General features: G+C 42.3%; 15 protein-coding genes. 7 read left to right on the top strand and 8 right to left on the bottom strand.

What is annotated here, in order from left to right; translation table 11 throughout:
- Positions 1-190 precede the first annotated feature (190 nt).
- The 3 genes from hemG to SKA34_RS21570 are packed head-to-tail and all read right to left on the bottom strand — an operon-like array spanning position 191 to position 2,856.
- On the bottom strand, positions 191-727 hold the full coding sequence (hemG, locus tag SKA34_RS21560) for a menaquinone-dependent protoporphyrinogen IX dehydrogenase (RefSeq protein ID WP_006647532.1): 537 nt from the start codon (positions 725-727) through the stop codon (positions 191-193).
- 10 nt (positions 728-737) lie between these two features.
- Positions 738-2,195, bottom strand: a complete 1,458-nt coding sequence (locus tag SKA34_RS21565) for a TrkH family potassium uptake protein (RefSeq protein ID WP_006647533.1) — start codon at positions 2,193-2,195, stop codon at positions 738-740.
- A gap of 34 nt (positions 2,196-2,229) precedes the next feature.
- On the bottom strand, positions 2,230-2,856 hold the full coding sequence (locus SKA34_RS21570) for a YigZ family protein (RefSeq protein ID WP_006647534.1): 627 nt from the start codon (positions 2,854-2,856) through the stop codon (positions 2,230-2,232).
- 266 nt (positions 2,857-3,122) lie between these two features.
- Between SKA34_RS21570 and fadB the strand changes: the two genes are divergently transcribed.
- The 3 genes from fadB (at position 3,123) to SKA34_RS21585 (ending at position 7,697) form a co-directional block, all read left to right on the top strand.
- Positions 3,123-5,291: a fatty acid oxidation complex subunit alpha FadB gene (gene fadB, locus SKA34_RS21575; RefSeq protein WP_006647535.1), complete on the top strand. Its 2,169-nt coding sequence runs from the start codon at positions 3,123-3,125 to the stop codon at positions 5,289-5,291.
- Between the two features lie 16 nt (positions 5,292-5,307).
- Positions 5,308-6,474: an acetyl-CoA C-acyltransferase FadA gene (gene fadA / locus SKA34_RS21580; protein ID WP_006647536.1), complete on the top strand. Its 1,167-nt coding sequence runs from the start codon at positions 5,308-5,310 to the stop codon at positions 6,472-6,474.
- A 242-nt stretch (positions 6,475-6,716) separates the two neighbouring features.
- The gene (locus SKA34_RS21585; protein WP_006647537.1) at positions 6,717-7,697 is read left to right on the top strand and encodes an MDR family oxidoreductase; all 981 of its coding nucleotides are present in this window, start codon (positions 6,717-6,719) and stop codon (positions 7,695-7,697) included.
- 56 nt (positions 7,698-7,753) lie between these two features.
- Here the strand turns inward: SKA34_RS21585 and SKA34_RS21590 are convergent, their stop codons facing one another.
- Positions 7,754-8,698: a LysR family transcriptional regulator gene (locus tag SKA34_RS21590; protein WP_006647538.1), complete on the bottom strand. Its 945-nt coding sequence runs from the start codon at positions 8,696-8,698 to the stop codon at positions 7,754-7,756.
- A 117-nt stretch (positions 8,699-8,815) separates the two neighbouring features.
- Complete coding sequence (locus SKA34_RS21595; RefSeq protein WP_006647539.1) at positions 8,816-8,995, bottom strand: hypothetical protein; 180 nt, start codon at positions 8,993-8,995, stop codon at positions 8,816-8,818.
- A gap of 141 nt (positions 8,996-9,136) precedes the next feature.
- Here SKA34_RS21595 and tusA point away from each other — a divergent pair, with 141 nt between their 5' ends.
- A complete protein-coding gene (tusA, locus tag SKA34_RS21600) occupies positions 9,137-9,385 on the top strand; it encodes a sulfurtransferase TusA (protein ID WP_005372237.1) in 249 nt (82 codons plus the stop codon).
- Between the two features lie 96 nt (positions 9,386-9,481).
- On the opposite strand, the gene SKA34_RS21605 is transcribed toward tusA, so the two are convergent.
- The 3 genes from SKA34_RS21605 to SKA34_RS21615 all read right to left on the bottom strand — a co-directional run bounded on the left by SKA34_RS21605 (position 9,482) and on the right by SKA34_RS21615 (position 11,436).
- The gene (locus SKA34_RS21605; RefSeq protein WP_039861064.1) at positions 9,482-9,727 is read right to left on the bottom strand and encodes a hypothetical protein; all 246 of its coding nucleotides are present in this window, start codon (positions 9,725-9,727) and stop codon (positions 9,482-9,484) included.
- A 167-nt stretch (positions 9,728-9,894) separates the two neighbouring features.
- Positions 9,895-10,452, bottom strand: a complete 558-nt coding sequence (locus SKA34_RS21610; protein ID WP_006647541.1) for a TMEM165/GDT1 family protein — start codon at positions 10,450-10,452, stop codon at positions 9,895-9,897.
- Positions 10,453-10,746: 294 nt separating this feature from the next.
- Entirely contained in the window at positions 10,747-11,436 is a 690-nt protein-coding gene (locus SKA34_RS21615) for an OmpA family protein (protein ID WP_006647542.1), read from the bottom strand.
- Between the two features lie 291 nt (positions 11,437-11,727).
- Between SKA34_RS21615 and glyQ the strand changes: the two genes are divergently transcribed.
- The 3 genes from glyQ (at position 11,728) to SKA34_RS21630 (ending at position 16,246) form a co-directional block, all read left to right on the top strand.
- Positions 11,728-12,639, top strand: a complete 912-nt coding sequence (gene glyQ / locus SKA34_RS21620; protein ID WP_006647543.1) for a glycine--tRNA ligase subunit alpha — start codon at positions 11,728-11,730, stop codon at positions 12,637-12,639.
- Between the two features lie 9 nt (positions 12,640-12,648).
- Positions 12,649-14,718 (top strand): glycine--tRNA ligase subunit beta, encoded by a 2,070-nt coding sequence (glyS, locus tag SKA34_RS21625; RefSeq protein ID WP_006647544.1) that lies wholly within the window; start codon positions 12,649-12,651, stop codon positions 14,716-14,718.
- 280 nt (positions 14,719-14,998) lie between these two features.
- Positions 14,999-16,246, top strand: a complete 1,248-nt coding sequence (locus SKA34_RS21630) for a valine--pyruvate transaminase (protein WP_006647545.1) — start codon at positions 14,999-15,001, stop codon at positions 16,244-16,246.
- The last annotated feature ends 20 nt before the right edge of the window (positions 16,247-16,266 follow it).

Consider the following 16,266-nt stretch of genomic DNA (forward strand, 5'->3'; position numbering starts at 1 on the left):
CTGTCGTGTCAAACACTTTTTTCAACTTATTTTATTAAATCTTTCATCCTATCGTCACTTCCCGAAATCCTTACTGGAAGCCGTTATCGTGTCGATGTGGCGGCATTATAGAGACAAAATGAGGCTTAGCAAGTAACAATTAACTTTTCTTTTAAAAAATAGCACTTTAGATCAAAAAGCAACCAACTCTCTATTTTTCATTCCTTTGCTGCTTAAATTGCGCAGCAAAATCGCTCACTTTATTCCAATCCGTGTACTCCACTTCTTTCGTCGTATCCGTTTCTCCACCTGTGATTTTCATAATCAACTTAATCATTGTGCGATCAAAGAAGTTATAACGAGGATATCTAAGTGCGCCAGCAAAAACGCCGATTAACACAGGGTGCCATGGTGACTTAATTAAGAACTTCTTAATATAAGCACTGCCCTCTGGCGTATCTTTACCTTCTTTACGCGCAGTGAGATTTACGCAGAAGAAAGCAACATTATGTTGTGACAGTTCTTGTTGGTATTTATTGATAAAGCGATACAGTTTCTTATTGAAGTGGCCATAACGAATAGAAGCACCAATAAGTACACGATCATACAAACTAAAATCAATATTAAGCTCACTATGAATGTCTACATAGTCGCAGTGATATTGCTCACCTAATTGTTGCTCAATATGATTTAAGATTTTCTTGGTTTGCCCTTCACAACTCGAATGCAGCAACAATACCTTTTCCATAAGTACTCCTTTAGTTACGCCAGAATGTCGGCGTAAATAAAACTAATAATGTAAAGACTTCTAATCGACCAAATAACATCGCAATTATTAATATCCATTTTGCGGAATCATTAACTTCACCAAAGTGGACTGCGACTTCTCCTAAACCGGGACCTAAATTATTAAGTGTGGCTGCAACAGCTGAGAATGCAGTCAGCTCATCAAGCCCTGTCGCAATTAATGCCAACATGCAAACCACAAACACTAAGGCGTAAGCCGAGAAGAAACCCCAAACAGCATCAACGACTCGCTGGGGTAATGCTTTATTACCCAACTTAATCGTATAAACCGCACGCGGGTGAACAAGGCGTTTTAATTCACGTACACCTTGCAAAGAAAGCAGCAAAATTCGGATTACTTTCATACCGCCCCCCGTTGATCCTGCACACCCACCAATAAATGAAGAGAATAAAAGTAGCACAGGTAAGAAAAGCGGCCAGTCAGAAAACCCTGTGGTAGTAAATCCTGCGGTAGTTGAGATAGATACGGTTTGAAATAACGCCTGATCAAATGCCGTAAAATAGGAATCGTAAGGACTATGTTTGAGTAACAAACCAAAACAGATACCAAATAAAATCACCTGCGCTCCAAGAAATGCTCGAAATTCAGGATCACGCCAGTAGGTTCTTAAATGCACGCCACCATTTCCGAAGGCAGCAAAGTGCAAAGAAAAATTGCACGCCGAAATTAAAAGAAACACAACTGTGATCATATTAATCGTGGGACTATTAAAATACCCGATACTGGCATCATGGGTAGAAAAACCACCAATCGCGATAGTTGAGAAGCTATGTGAGATAGCATCAAAACCTGACATCCCTGCTAACCAAAATGCGAGTGCGCAAGCCATGGTTAAAGCAAGATAGATATACCACAAAGTTTTTGCTGTCTCAGCAATACGCGGCGTCATCTTACTGTCTTTTACTGGTCCTGGAATTTCTGCTCGATACAGCTGCATACCACCGATACCAAGTACGGGTAAAATGGCGACGGCAAGTACGATAATCCCCATACCACCAAACCACTGTAATAACTGGCGATAAAACAAAATCGCTTTAGGCAGGTAGTCAAGACCGACAATAACGGTTGCTCCCGTGGTTGTCAGCGCGGAAAAAGATTCAAAAAAGGAGTCAGCAACAGACAGATCAGCCGTTTTAGATAATAAAAATGGGATTGCACCCGCACTACCAATAACCACCCAAAATAAGACAACAATAAGAAAACCGTCTCGAGCTTTGAGTTCATGGCGATGTCGTCGGTTTGGTAACCACAATAAGCCACCACCCGTAATAAGAATAAAGAACGTCACGACAAACGGGAAACCCGCACCATCACGATAGATCAATGCCACCAATGCTGGGATAAGCATGGTGACACTAAATAACGCGAGCAATAGCCCGACGATTCGAATAATTGAACGAAATTGCATGGCCTAAGCGGCTCTCACCTTTATATGAAAATGATTATATCTCTGAAGCCGAAGCTGCAATAATGCGCCCGCCACTACGATTGGTTAACTTGGCACAGAACTCTTCCACTATACGATTATCTAGCTCTATCTGCATAGTGACTTGATTACCATAATCAGCATGTAACTGAGTGCCATTGTATTCACTTAATAATGCTTCAACTAAAGACACTTGATTATATTCACAACTCAAATGCAATGTTGATGTGATCACTTTTTCTTTCGTTTCGAGTAATGTCAGGGCTTGCTGTACCCCGCCACCATAAGCTTTTACTAACCCACCGGTACCTAAACGAACACCACCATAGTAACGTGTTACAACAGCGGTGATTTCACCGACACCAGAGCCTGTTAGCTGAGCCAATATCGGCTTTCCAGCAGTGCCTGATGGTTCGCCATCATCACTAAAACCCCATTTCATTGAGTCACTAGAACGACCTGCGACAAATGCCCAGCAATTATGGCGCGCATCATGATGACGCTCTTTAATTTGCTGTACGAAATATTTCGCAGCCTCAATATTAGGGGTATGCGCTAAATAAGTAATAAAACGACTTTTCTTGATCTCTTCTTCAAATATCACTTCTGCAGTAGGAACAAGATAAGGTTCAGAATTCGACATTATTTACGCCTTAATGATAAAGGGGAGGCAGGATACCAGATTCCTCTCTATCTCAAAGTGCTGTCGTTAACACCCCGTTATTACGCTATGCGTAAACTCACACCTTGTCTTGAAGTTGAGTCATTCATCATAATTGTTAAACAAATGTTTAAATTAATGTTTGAATTTGTTTGTTTCAGGGTTCACACTAGATATATACCTACAACAGGTCAAACCAGTTAAATCAAACCTAATCCAGCGTAGACTGGAACATATGGAGATAGAACATGATTTACCAAGGTGAAACCCTATCCGTTAGCTATCTGGAAGATGGTATTGCGGAGATCAACCTTAATGCTCAAGGCCCAGTGAATAAATTCAATATTTCGACACTGGAAAGCTTCAACCAAGCACTTAATGCGTTGTATCAACAACCTGATTTAAAAGGGGTAATTATTACCTCTGCAAAAGACGCCTTTATAGTAGGTGCGGATATTACTGAGTTTCTCGGTTTATTTGCCAAGCCTGAACAAGAACTCTCACAATGGCTATCTCATGCCAATGAGATCTTTAATAAGCTTGAAGATCTCCCCGTACCGACGCTTTCAGCCATTAATGGTTATGCGTTAGGCGGCGGTTGTGAGTGTGTACTCGCTACAGATTTTCGTGTTGCTGATACCAAAGCGCGTATTGGTCTGCCTGAAACTAAATTGGGGATCATGCCGGGCTTTGGTGGCACAGTAAGACTGCCTCGTTTAATTGGTGCTGATTCAGCAATGGAAATCATTACCGCAGGTAAAGATAAAAAAGCACAAGACGCTTTAAAGTTGGGATTGGTTGATGCTGTTGTTGAAACTGACAACTTAAAATGTGCCGCACTGGCAATGATAAAAAGTGCGATTGCAGGAAAATTAGATTGGCAACAACGTCGAAAACAAAAACAAGCACCGCTATCGCTTAATAAAATAGAAGCCACTATGAGCTTCTCGACAGCCAAAGGTATGGTCGCCAAAGTTGCAGGTAAACATTACCCTGCACCTATGGCTGCAGTGACAACTATCGAACAAGCCGCACGATGTTCTCGAGATGAAGCATTAGTGATAGAAAACCAGCATTTTGTTCAATTAGCCAAAACCGATGTTGCTCAAGCATTAGTCAGCATTTTCTTAAACGATCAATATATTAAAAGCCAAGCCAAAAAAGCGGCAAAATCAGCAAAACCGACAGAACACGCCATGGTATTAGGCGCAGGTATTATGGGTGGTGGTATCGCCTATCAATCAGCACTAAAAGGCACGCCTGTTTTAATGAAAGACATTGCTGAAGCCTCGTTGAGTTTAGGCATGAATGAAGCGGCTAAACTGTTAAATAAACAACTTGAGCGTAAACGTATTGATGGTTTAAAAATGGCTTCCGTTTTGTCATCCATTACTCCGAGTTTGCATTACGCTGGCGCAGACAGTGTCAACATAGTAGTAGAAGCTGTCGTTGAAAATCCAAAAGTAAAAGCGGCGGTATTAGCTGATGTTGAAAACCAAGTTACCGACGATACCGTAATCGCTTCAAATACCTCAACGATTCCAATTAACCTTCTAGCCCAGTCACTAAAACGTCCTGAAAATTTCTGTGGTATGCACTTTTTCAACCCCGTTCATCGCATGCCATTAGTTGAGATCATTCGTGGTGAAAAAACATCGCAAGAGACCATTGATCGCGTTGTCGCTTATGCTGCGAAAATGGGTAAATCGCCAATTGTTGTTAATGACTGCCCTGGGTTCTTTGTGAACCGCGTGCTCTTCCCTTACTTTGCAGGCTTTAGTTTATTACTTAAAGATGGTGCTGATTACATTCAAATCGATAAAGTCATGGAAAAAGAGTTTGGTTGGCCAATGGGTCCTGCTTATCTGCTCGATGTTGTCGGCATTGATACAGCGCATCACGCGCAAGCAGTCATGGCCGAAGGTTTCCCTGAACGTATGGGGAAAAACGGCAAAGATGCCATCGATGTGATGTTTGAGGCACAGCGTTTCGGTCAGAAAAATGGCCATGGTTTCTTTAGCTACTCTATCGATCGTAAAGGTAAACCGAAAAAAGCAGTATCAGATAAGACAGAGGCACTTCTTGCCCCTGTTTGCCAACCAAATACAGCGTTTACTAGCGATGCCATTATCGCTCGCATGATGATCCCTATGATTAATGAAGTGGTACGTTGTTTAGAAGAAAACATTATCGCCACGCCAGCCGAAGCTGATATGGCGTTGGTGTACGGTTTAGGCTTCCCACCATTTAGAGGTGGTGTATTCCGTTACCTTGATAGCTTAGGGCTTGCCAATTATGTTGCTCTGGCCGATCAATATGCCAAATTAGGTGCATTGTACGAGGTGCCTAAAGGGCTAAGAGAAAAAGCCACTAAAGGCGAAACGTACTATAACCATACCACTAACCTGAACGCTTAAGGATGAGGACATCATTATGAATAACGTTGTAATTGTTGATTGTATCCGCACCCCGATGGGACGTTCAAAAGCTGGGGCTTATAGAAACGTTCGCGCCGAAGATCTTTCAGCCCACTTAATGAAAGGCTTGCTTGAGCGCAACCCACAACTTAATCCAAACAATATTGAAGATATTTACTGGGGCTGTGTGCAGCAAACCTTAGAGCAAGGTTTTAATGTCGCACGTAATGCCGCACTTTTAGCAGGCATTCCCCACTCTGTTGGTGCAACAACTGTTAATCGCTTATGTGGTTCATCAATGCAGGCGATACATGATGCAACCCGCGCAATCATGGTTGGTGACGCGAAAACATGCATTATAGGTGGCGTTGAGCACATGGGACATGTACCAATGAACCATGGTGTTGATTTCCATCCAGGGTTATCAAAATCCGTTGCAAAAGCGGCAGGTATGATGGGACTAACCGCTGAAATGTTAGGTCGAATGCATGGTATCAGTCGAGAAATGCAAGATGCCTTTGCTGCACGATCTCATCAGCGAGCTTACGCTGCCACAGTTGAAGGACGATTTAATAACGAGATATTCGCTACTGAAGGTCACGATAGCGATGGGATTTTAAAGCGCTTTGAAACCGATGAAGTTATTCGTCCTGAAACAACCGTCGAAACATTGAGTCAGCTTCGCCCTGTATTCGATCCCGTCAATGGCACCGTTACCGCAGGCACCTCTTCAGCCTTATCTGATGGCGCATCCGCTATGCTACTAATGGATGAGCAACACGCCCGTGATTTAGGGCTACGTATTCGTGCACGCGTAAAATCAATGGCTGTTGCAGGCTGCGATCCATCTATTATGGGATATGGCCCAGTACCTGCCACTCAAAAAGCACTCAAACGATCGGGCTTAACCATCGATGACATCGGAATGATAGAACTAAATGAAGCCTTTGCAGCGCAATCACTCCCTTGCGCTAAGGACTTAGGTCTACTCGATAAAATGGATGAAAAAGTCAATCTAAATGGTGGTGCGATTGCACTTGGGCATCCTCTTGGATGTTCTGGCTCACGTATTTCAACCACTTTAATAAATTTAATGGAAAGTCATGACGTTGAGTTTGGTTTAGCCACCATGTGTATTGGTTTAGGCCAAGGTATTGCTACCATTTTTGAACGCGTAGAATAATAGACACGCCATTGACACAAAAAGCTTACCCTCAAGGTAAGCTTTTTTTATTCTCGTTATTTATTTTTTATATTAGAGATATACTCAATGAGGCTATCTACCTAAAAGATAAAGACGATTTCAACGAATATATGCTAAGTGTACATACATGCCATGATTAAGTTTCATTTTATTCATAACCTAAAGTCGATATACACTTACCTTACATTCACTGTCGAACATGAATTTACCGGAGCATTGCTATGTTTAAAGCACTCGTACTAGAACAAGAAGATAAAAAAACAATTGCAGGTATTCGTCAGCTAGAGACATCTGAGCTTCCTGAAGGTGATGTATTAATTAATGTTGATTACTCTTCACTGAATTACAAAGATGGTTTAGCGATCACCGGTAAAGGTCGCATTGTTCGTCAATTCCCAATGGTGCCAGGTGTCGATTTAACGGGTACTGTCGCTGAATCGTCAGATGACCGTTACAAAGCAGGTGATAAAGTTGTCTTAACTGGCTGGGGTGTTGGTGAAGGCCACTGGGGTGGCATGGCAGAAAAAGCACGACTAAAAGCAGATTGGTTAGTACCGCTACCTACAAAATTCGATGGTAAACAAGCCATGATGATTGGTACTGCAGGCTTAACAGCAATGCTTTGTGTGCAAGCGCTTATTGATGCTGATGTAAAACCAGAAGACGGTGAAATTTTAGTTACAGGTGCAAGTGGCGGTGTTGGCTCTGTTGCTGTGACTTTACTTTCTCAACTAGGCTATAAAGTAGCAGCAGTGACAGGTCGTGCAGAAGTTAATGGCGACCTACTGAAAAAGCTTGGCGCAACGACAATTATTGAGCGTAGCGTATTTGAAGAGCCTGCTCGCCCATTAGATAAACAACTATGGGCTGGTGCTATTGATACTGTTGGTAGCAAAGTGTTGGCAAAAGTATTAAGCCAAATTAACTACAATGGTGCGGTTGCTATTTGTGGTCTTGCTGGCGGTTTCGATTTACCAACAACAGTAATGCCATTTATTCTTCGTAACGTTCGCCTACAAGGTGTAGATTCTGTAATGTGTCCGTTCGAGAAACGTCAACAAGCATGGCAACGTCTGTCTGAAATTCTACCAGCAAGCTACTTTGAACAAGCTTGTCGCGAAGTAGAGCTTGAAGAAGTTGCAGAATGTGCTGAAGCGATCACTAATGGCCAAATCACAGGTCGTGTCGTTATCAAGCTTTAATCGATAACCCTCACACCAACTAAGGTCAGCCATTGTGCTGGCCTTTTTGTTATCCGCTACTTTATTAAGCCCATATCAAGAATCCGCGAATCAATCAGTCGACTACACTCTTCTTTTATAATATTACGTAGCCATATTTGCGATGCTGAATGCTCACACCGCGAGTGCCAAATAAGAGAGTAATCAAACGGTTTAAACTGAAATGGCAGCGGTTTAACCACTAAGTCGTAACGTTCTGCGACTAAATACGCGAGATCGGCAGGTACGGTGATAATCAATGGCATGATCTTGAGAACCGCTAATGCAGCTTCTAAGTGGTAAGCCCGTAGCACCAATTTAAGTTCAGGGTGCCCGCGCAACTCATCATCAATTAAAGACTTTACCCCATCACTAATAGCGATCATGGCATGAGGGTACGCCAAGTAATCATCAAACGTTAATGGCTCATTGGCTAATGGATGATCGGACGCTATTAAGCAAAACACACTCACTAAGCCAAGTTGCTGATGGCACAGTGAATCAATATTTCCAACAGGGCGACAAATTGCCATATCACAACCGTCACTGGTTAATTGCTCCAATAAGTGATCATGTTGTAGTGGTGCAAATTCTAATGATATATGTGGCGCTTCTTTATAAATTCGCGGCAAAGCAAAAGGTAAAATGGTTTGCATCGCATAGTCTGTTGTTGCAATTTTAAACTGCTGATCACACAGGCTAGGTTGAAAGTCATTAGGCGTTAATAAAAGACGTAGCGACTCCAAAGGTTCATTTAACTGCTCATTGATCTCTAATGCACGTTGAGTCGGAATTAATGCCTGGCCCTGTCGGGTAAATAAGGGATCATGTAATAAATCACGTAATCGACCTAACACGCGACTCATGGCTGATTGACTTAAATTCAAACGAACAGCAGCACGACTAACGCTTCCTTCATCCAAAAGAACTTTCAATGCTACCAACAAATTTAAGTCACGACGATAAACTTCTTCTAGTTCCATCAGGCTCTCAAGGACTCGGAATTAATCAAATGTGGCAATATTATGAGGGGATAGATAAAAAAAATCCCGCTTTAATCGCGGGAAAACCCAAGATGATGGGTGTTAGTTATGAATAAATTAGTTTTCTTCTTCCAATTCAGCATCGCTAGCCAGTTCAAACCATAATCCAAGAGCCGCTGAAAACAGGCCGCCGATAGCAAAAATACCCATATCATTTGAACTGGATAACACGATGGTACAGAACGAGATAAAACACAGCACAGCATAAATTGTCAGTCTATCCATTGATGTCAGCATACTACTTCCCCCTAATCCTTCAGAAAGAAAAGTTAACAACTTGTTAATTAAGTTACACAGTATATCTTGATTTGCCAAGTGTTATTGATTAATTCTTGTCCATAAGTATGATCTAACACTTATTAATAAGATGTGTATGTTATGACTGCTATTTTTGATAATCCGACCCACAGCCTAGAAGCACAAGGACTACGCTGCCCTGAGCCTGTTATGATGGTTCGTAAAACGGTAAGGAAAATGGCCGAAGGTGAAACCCTATTGGTATTAGCTGACGATCCGTCAACTACCCGCGATATTCCTAGTTTTTGCCGCTTTATGGATCACACACTGCTTGCCGCAGAAACAGAAAGCGTTCCTTATCGCTTCTTGATCCAAAAAGGCACTAATTAAGCGGCGTTAAAAATACTAAGAAAAACAACAAAAAAGGCAGCTTTAATGAGGCTGCCTTTTTAATCACTTTTACATTCCTTCTAATGTGAAAGAACACTACACATCATTCATTTTCTGACGTAATACTGCCAACTCATGATGTAAATCACGTATTTCTTTTTTAAGCGGTAAGACATATCGCAATCGGACTAATGAATCCAACGCCAGATATAACGTAACAAGCGCCCCTACTACCATGGGAAGCCACATATCCGTTAAAACCATACCAAAGATATTCAGCACCAATGCCAAGTGAAATAACCAACATTGGCTTTTCAGCGATATCCCTAAAAACTGAGCCATACTCCCTCCTGCAATTGCAGCAAAACGAACAAATGACATAACTTCATTTACTCTAGCATGAGAAAATTAACGCTTCTTATAGAGCTATCACACTTCATCATAATGAAATAAAACACTTATTCTTGCAGGGTAATAAGTCATGTTTCACATGAAACGTTCAGTGATATCTACATACCAAACGCGGCACCAACAGCTAAGAAAACAAATAGCGCAGCAGTAATTTTGCGGATCAGTCCCAGCGGCATTTTTTCAGCTGATAACTTACCAATAAGAACCACGGGTACATTAGCCAACAACATCCCAATCGTCGTACCAAGCACAACCCACATTAGCGCATCATGGTATTTCGCCCCTAACATCGTGGTAGCGATTTGCGTTTTATCACCGATTTCCGCAATAAAGAACGCAATAAAACTGGCAATGAAAGGGCCTCGATTTGATAACTTTTCTTCATCATCGAGTTTATCGGGAATTAAGATCCAACCAGCCATTAAAATAAAACTCACCACTAACACCCACTTTAAAATATTCGGCGTTAAATAATCAGCAATAGCGACACCAAGCCATGCAGCTAATGCATGATTAACAATGGTCGCAAGAAAAATAGCACAGATAATAGGAATCGGTTTGCGGTATCGGCTGGCAAGCAGCAAAGATAAAAGTTGGGTCTTATCACCAATTTCAGCTAAGGCAACAGACGTAATAGAAACAGCTAAAACACTCACAACATACTCTCAGGGGCGGGAGTTATTGATACCAATAGCAAACATACACTCCCACCCCGGTTTGTGTTGTTTGCCGTTGGTCTTGCCAAATTTATCACGTTGGATAAATCATAATCACCACGAAGATTTTGCTTCGATTATGTTGATAATTATCTCGCAAGGCGCGAGAGGCTACTCCCCAAAGGAAAGATAAGTGTAACAAAGAAAAGCGGGGATTTTAACTATTAGTTATCATTCTATAGATACAAAAACGGTGAGCCAACGCTCACCGTTTAATTACACTAAATGTAATAATTAACCCAGTGGAGAAAGAATAATTTCTACACGACGGTTTTGCGCACGACCGTTCGAAGTACTGTTAGAGGCAATTGGGTTAGATTCACCACGACCTTGAGATACAACACGATTAGCATTCACACCTTGACGGATTAAGTAGTTAGCAACCGCATCAGCACGAACTTGAGATAGACGAAGATTGTATGATTCAGCACCTTTGCTATCAGTGAAACCTAATACATTTAATTGTGTTTTTTCGTATTCTTTAGCCACAATTGCAACGTTATGCAGAGCATTCATCGCACGGTCATTTAAGTTTGCCTGATCAAAACCAAACGTAATTTCGTTAGGCATATTCAATACAATGTTATCACCGTTACGAGTTACGGTAATACCTGATGAAGATAACTGCTTACGAAGTTTAGCTTCTTGTACATCCATGTAGTAACCAATACCACCGCCAAGCGCAGCACCAGAAGCAGCACCAATTAAGGCACCTTTACCGCGGTCATGCTTGCTTGATGACGCAACACCAATTGCAGCACCAGCAAGTGCACCAATGATAGAACCACTCGTACCTTTAGCCGTTTGAGATTCACCCGTGTAAGGATTTACAGTTGAACAGCCAGCCATAGTTACAGAAGCTACCACTGAAAGTACAGCAGCGCGCACCCACTTTTCAGATGCCATTGCTTGAATTTGAGTCATCTTTTTAATATCCGTATTCTTGATATAAAATCGAAAAGTTTAAAAATTAATACTACTGGATAATAAAACTCAGCAATACGTTCCACTTATTGTAATCAACAACAGTATATGAGGCATCAAAAGAATGTAAAAATTCCCTTTATACAAAATAAAAAAGGATAAAGCTGAAAGAATTTTGGTAAATCCCCCCACAGATGTGTAAAAAACACGCAATGCCCCTACTCGGCTCAGAGTTGGCGAGGTATACTGGATTATTACTCTTTTTAATCCACTAATCTCGCGAAGCTGACAATGCAGAAATACGATATTAAAACCTTTCAGGGCATGATCCTCGCGCTGCAGGATTACTGGGGCCAACAAGGTTGTACTATTGTGCAACCACTAGACATGGAAGTGGGCGCAGGTACTTCTCACCCAATGACATGTTTACGTGCTCTAGGTCCAGAACCAATTGCAGCAGCGTATGTACAACCATCTCGTCGACCAACTGACGGTCGTTACGGCGAAAACCCTAACCGCCTACAGCACTACTACCAGTTCCAAGTGATGTTAAAACCATCGCCAGACAATATTCAAGAACTGTACTTAGGCTCATTAGAAGTACTAGGTGTTGATACTAAAGTACACGACATCCGTTTTGTTGAAGACAACTGGGAAAACCCAACACTGGGTGCTTGGGGTCTAGGCTGGGAAGTTTGGCTAAACGGCATGGAAGTAACACAGTTTACTTACTTCCAGCAGGTTGGTGGCCTTGAGTGTAAACCTGTAACCGGTGAAATCACTTACGGTATCGAGCGTCTTGCGATGTACATTCAGAACGTTGATTCTGTGTACGACCTAGTATGGACAGACGGTCCTTTAGGCAAAGTAACGTATGGTGATATTTTCCACCAGAACGAAGTTGAGCAATCAACGTACAACTTTGAGCACGCTGATGTCGACTTCCTATTCACATTCTTCGATCAATGTGAAAAAGAATCAATCGAACTGCTAGAGCTAGAGCAACCGCTACCGTTGCCAGCTTACGAGCGTATTCTAAAAGCCGCTCATGCATTTAACCTATTAGATGCACGTAAAGCGATCTCTGTAACTGAACGTCAACGTTACATTTTGCGTATCCGCAACGTAACTAAACAAGTTGCTGAAGCTTACTACGCATCTCGTGAAGCACTTGGCTTCCCAATGTGTAAAAAAGACAAGTAAGGGATCGCCATGACACAGAAAAATTTCTTAATCGAACTCGGTACGGAAGACCTACCACCAACAGCACTACGTACTCTAGCAGAAGCTTTTGCTACTAACTTTGAAGCTGAATTAAAAGCCGCTGATCTACCTCATGATGGTATCAAGTGGTATGCCGCTCCTCGTCGCTTAGCCCTTAAGGTAACTGGTCTTGCTGAAAACCAGCCTGATAAAGTGGTTGAAAAACGTGGACCTGCAGTATCAGCAGCATTCGATGCTGACGGTAACCCAACGAAAGCTGCTCAAGGTTGGGCTCGCGGTAATGGTATTACGGTTGATCAAGCAGAACGCATGGTTACCGATAAAGGCGAATGGTTACTGTTCAAGCAAGAAGTCAAAGGCCAACCAGCCCAAGCACTACTGCCTGAACTGGCTGCTGCTGCACTGGCTAAACTACCCATCCCACGTCCAATGCGTTGGGGTGATAAAGAAACTCAGTTTATCCGTCCAGTGAAAACACTGACCATGCTATTGGGTGACGAGCTAATCGAAGGCACTATCTTAGGTGTTGCTTCTGCACGTACTATCCGTGGTCACCGTTTCATGGGTGAAGCAGAGTTCACTATCGACAATGCGGATCAATACCCTGCTATTTTAGAAGAGCGCGGTAAAGTAATGGCTGATTATGATGCGCGTAAAGCGATCATTTTGGCTGATGCGAAAAAAGCGGCTGAAGCCGTTGGCGGTATTGCAGATCTTGAAGATGATCTTGTTGAAGAAGTGACCTCTCTTGTTGAGTGGCCCGTTGTACTAACAGCATCATTTGAAGAGGAATTCTTAAAGGTTCCTTCTGAAGCGCTAGTTTACACCATGAAAGGTGATCAGAAGTACTTCCCTGTCTACGATGCGGAAGGCAAACTTGTACCTAAGTTTATCTTCGTATCAAACATCATCTCTAACGATCCAAGCCAAATCATCTCGGGTAACGAGAAAGTGGTTCGCCCTCGTCTAGCGGATGCTGAGTTCTTCTTTAATACTGACCTTAAGAGCAAATTGGTTGATCGTCTACCTCAACTAGAGACAGCTATCTTCCAAAAGCAATTAGGTACAATTAAAGACAAGACAGATCGTATTACTGAGCTTGCTGGCTACATTGCTGACAAGATCGGTGCAGACGTTGATAACGCGAAGCGTGCTGGTTTACTTGCTAAATGTGACCTAATGACATCTATGGTATTTGAGTTTACAGATACGCAAGGTGTAATGGGTATGCACTACGCACGTCACGACGGTGAACAAGAAGATGTAGCACTAGCCCTAAACGAGCAATACATGCCTCGTTTTGCGGGTGACCAACTACCAAGCACACCGGTATCATCAGCAGTAGCTATGGCTGATAAGCTAGATACGATTGTCGGTATCTTCGGTATCGGTCAAGCTCCAAAAGGTAGTGATCCATTCGCACTTCGTCGCGCATCTCTAGGTGTGTTACGTATCATCGTTGAAAATGGTTACGATCTAGACCTTGTTGATCTAATCGCGAAAGCGCACTCACTATTTGGCGACAAGCTAACAAACGACAACGTTGATTCAGATGTCATTGAATTCATGCTTGGCCGTTTCCGTGCATGGTACCAAGATGCAGGCTTTAGCATTGATGTTATCCAAGCCGTGCTTGCGATGCACCCTACTCAACCAGCTGACTTTGATAAGCGTGTTAAAGCGGTAAGCCACTTCCGTGAGCTTGATGCTGCGGAATCACTAGCAGCAGCGAACAAGCGTGTGGGTAACATCCTTGCGAAATTCGACGGTGAGCTACCAACTACGGTTGATAACAGCTTACTTGTAGAAGCGGCTGAAAAAGAACTAGCAGAGAAAGTAACCGCTGTTGTTGCTGCGCTTGAGTCAGTATTTGCTGCAGGTGACTACCAAACAGCACTATCAGAGCTTGCTTCATTACGTGAGCCTGTTGATGCTTTCTTTGATAACGTAATGGTAATGGCTGATGACGAGAAACTAAAAGTTAACCGTCTTGCACTGCTTAGCCTACTACGCAACCAATTCTTGAAAGTAGCAGATATCTCTCTACTGCAAAAATAAGGTTTGTTAACGTTATCTAAAACCACGCTCCGGCGTGGTTTTTTTTCGCCTGTCTTCTGTTGTGTCTTACGTATTGTTTCATGTGAAACACCTTTTCACTTTAAATAAATACACGTACAGCATCTTTGCCACACGAGGGAGTCCACAGCACCGACCACCACCAATCGATAATATTTCAACTTTCTCTGAACCTGACAATACGTTATGTTACGCTCAATAAGCCATCATATTGATAGCACTTACATCAAGACTAAATATCGACACTGAGGTTGTAAACGTAATGGACTTTTCGCGCTTTGGTAATAAGTTTGCAGGCGATTCTGGGATCACCTTATTAATGCAAGATCTCAATGATGGACTCACCAATCCCAATGCCATCATGCTCGGTGGTGGAAATCCAGCGCAAATCCCAGCCATGAACCACTACTTTACCGAGCTATTAAAAGACATGGCTACTAGTGGTGAACTTACCGCGTCGATGACTAACTATGATGGCCCACAAGGTAAAAATCGCTTTCTAGATTCGCTTGCGACACTGTTACAGCAACAATACGGTTGGGAAATTAGTGCTAAAAATATTGTCTTAACCAATGGCAGCCAAAGTGCGTTCTTTAGCTTATTTAACTTGTTAGCTGGAGAATTTGAAAATGGTAAAAAGAAGAAAATATTACTGCCGTTATCGCCAGAATATATTGGTTACGCTGATGCTGGTTTAAGCTCTGATATGTTTATCTCGTACCAACCTACAATCAGTATGTTGGAAGATGGCTTTTTTAAATACCATGTCGATTTTAGCAAATTAGTCATCGATGACAGCATCGCAGCAATTTGCGCCTCTCGCCCGACAAACCCGACAGGCAATATACTTACAGATAAAGAAATTGAACATTTAGCAGCGCTGGCTAAAGAACACCAGATACCATTAATTATTGATAATGCTTACGGCTTACCCTTCCCTGATATTATTTTTGAAGAGGTAACACCGTTTTGGGATGACAACACTATTCTGTGTATGAGTTTATCCAAGCTTGGGCTACCCGGTGTCCGCTGCGGTATCGTGATTGCAAATGAAGCGATGGTTACTGCTTTGTCTAACATCAATGGTATCGTCAATTTAGCGCCTGGTAGTATTGGCCCCGCGGTAGCAACGAAAATGATCCACCAGCAAGAACTATTACCACTTAGCCAAAACGTGATTAAGCCGTTTTATCACCAGAAGGTACAACGCGCTGTTGAATTATTGCGTCAAGCTATCCCAGATCCTCGATTTAAAATTCACAAACCTGAAGGTGCTATCTTCTTATGGCTATGGTTTGAAGATTTACCGATCACCACGAAGGTACTGTATCAACGCTTAAAACAACGTGGCGTAATGATAGTGCCTGGTGAATATTTCTTTATCGGATTACAAGATGAGTGGGCACATAGCCATGAATGCTTACGCATGAACTATGTCCAAGGTGATGAAGCAATGCAGCGAGGTATTGCTATTATTGCAGAAGAAGTCACTAAAGCTTATGCAGAATAACTGCCTTTATAGCAAATATG

The organism is Photobacterium sp. SKA34, assembly GCF_000153325.1.
Classification (GTDB): domain Bacteria; phylum Pseudomonadota; class Gammaproteobacteria; order Enterobacterales; family Vibrionaceae; genus Photobacterium.

Excerpts from the sequence above, each read along its gene's own strand:
- hemG (WP_006647532.1), bottom strand. The coding sequence starts at position 727 with ATGGAAAAGGTATTGTTGCTGCATTCGAGTTGTGAAGGGCAAACCAAG.
- SKA34_RS21565 (WP_006647533.1), bottom strand. The coding sequence starts at position 2,195 with ATGCAATTTCGTTCAATTATTCGAATCGTCGGGCTATTGCTCGCGTTA.
- SKA34_RS21570 (WP_006647534.1), bottom strand. The coding sequence starts at position 2,856 with ATGTCGAATTCTGAACCTTATCTTGTTCCTACTGCAGAAGTGATATTT.
- fadB (WP_006647535.1), top strand. The coding sequence starts at position 3,123 with ATGATTTACCAAGGTGAAACCCTATCCGTTAGCTATCTGGAAGATGGT.
- fadA (WP_006647536.1), top strand. The coding sequence starts at position 5,308 with ATGAATAACGTTGTAATTGTTGATTGTATCCGCACCCCGATGGGACGT.
- SKA34_RS21585 (WP_006647537.1), top strand. The coding sequence starts at position 6,717 with ATGTTTAAAGCACTCGTACTAGAACAAGAAGATAAAAAAACAATTGCA.
- SKA34_RS21590 (WP_006647538.1), bottom strand. The coding sequence starts at position 8,698 with ATGGAACTAGAAGAAGTTTATCGTCGTGACTTAAATTTGTTGGTAGCA.
- SKA34_RS21595 (WP_006647539.1), bottom strand. The coding sequence starts at position 8,995 with ATGCTGACATCAATGGATAGACTGACAATTTATGCTGTGCTGTGTTTT.
- tusA (WP_005372237.1), top strand. The coding sequence starts at position 9,137 with ATGACTGCTATTTTTGATAATCCGACCCACAGCCTAGAAGCACAAGGA.
- SKA34_RS21605 (WP_039861064.1), bottom strand. The coding sequence starts at position 9,727 with ATGGCTCAGTTTTTAGGGATATCGCTGAAAAGCCAATGTTGGTTATTT.
- SKA34_RS21615 (WP_006647542.1), bottom strand. The coding sequence starts at position 11,436 with ATGACTCAAATTCAAGCAATGGCATCTGAAAAGTGGGTGCGCGCTGCT.
- glyQ (WP_006647543.1), top strand. The coding sequence starts at position 11,728 with ATGCAGAAATACGATATTAAAACCTTTCAGGGCATGATCCTCGCGCTG.
- glyS (WP_006647544.1), top strand. The coding sequence starts at position 12,649 with ATGACACAGAAAAATTTCTTAATCGAACTCGGTACGGAAGACCTACCA.
- SKA34_RS21630 (WP_006647545.1), top strand. The coding sequence starts at position 14,999 with ATGGACTTTTCGCGCTTTGGTAATAAGTTTGCAGGCGATTCTGGGATC.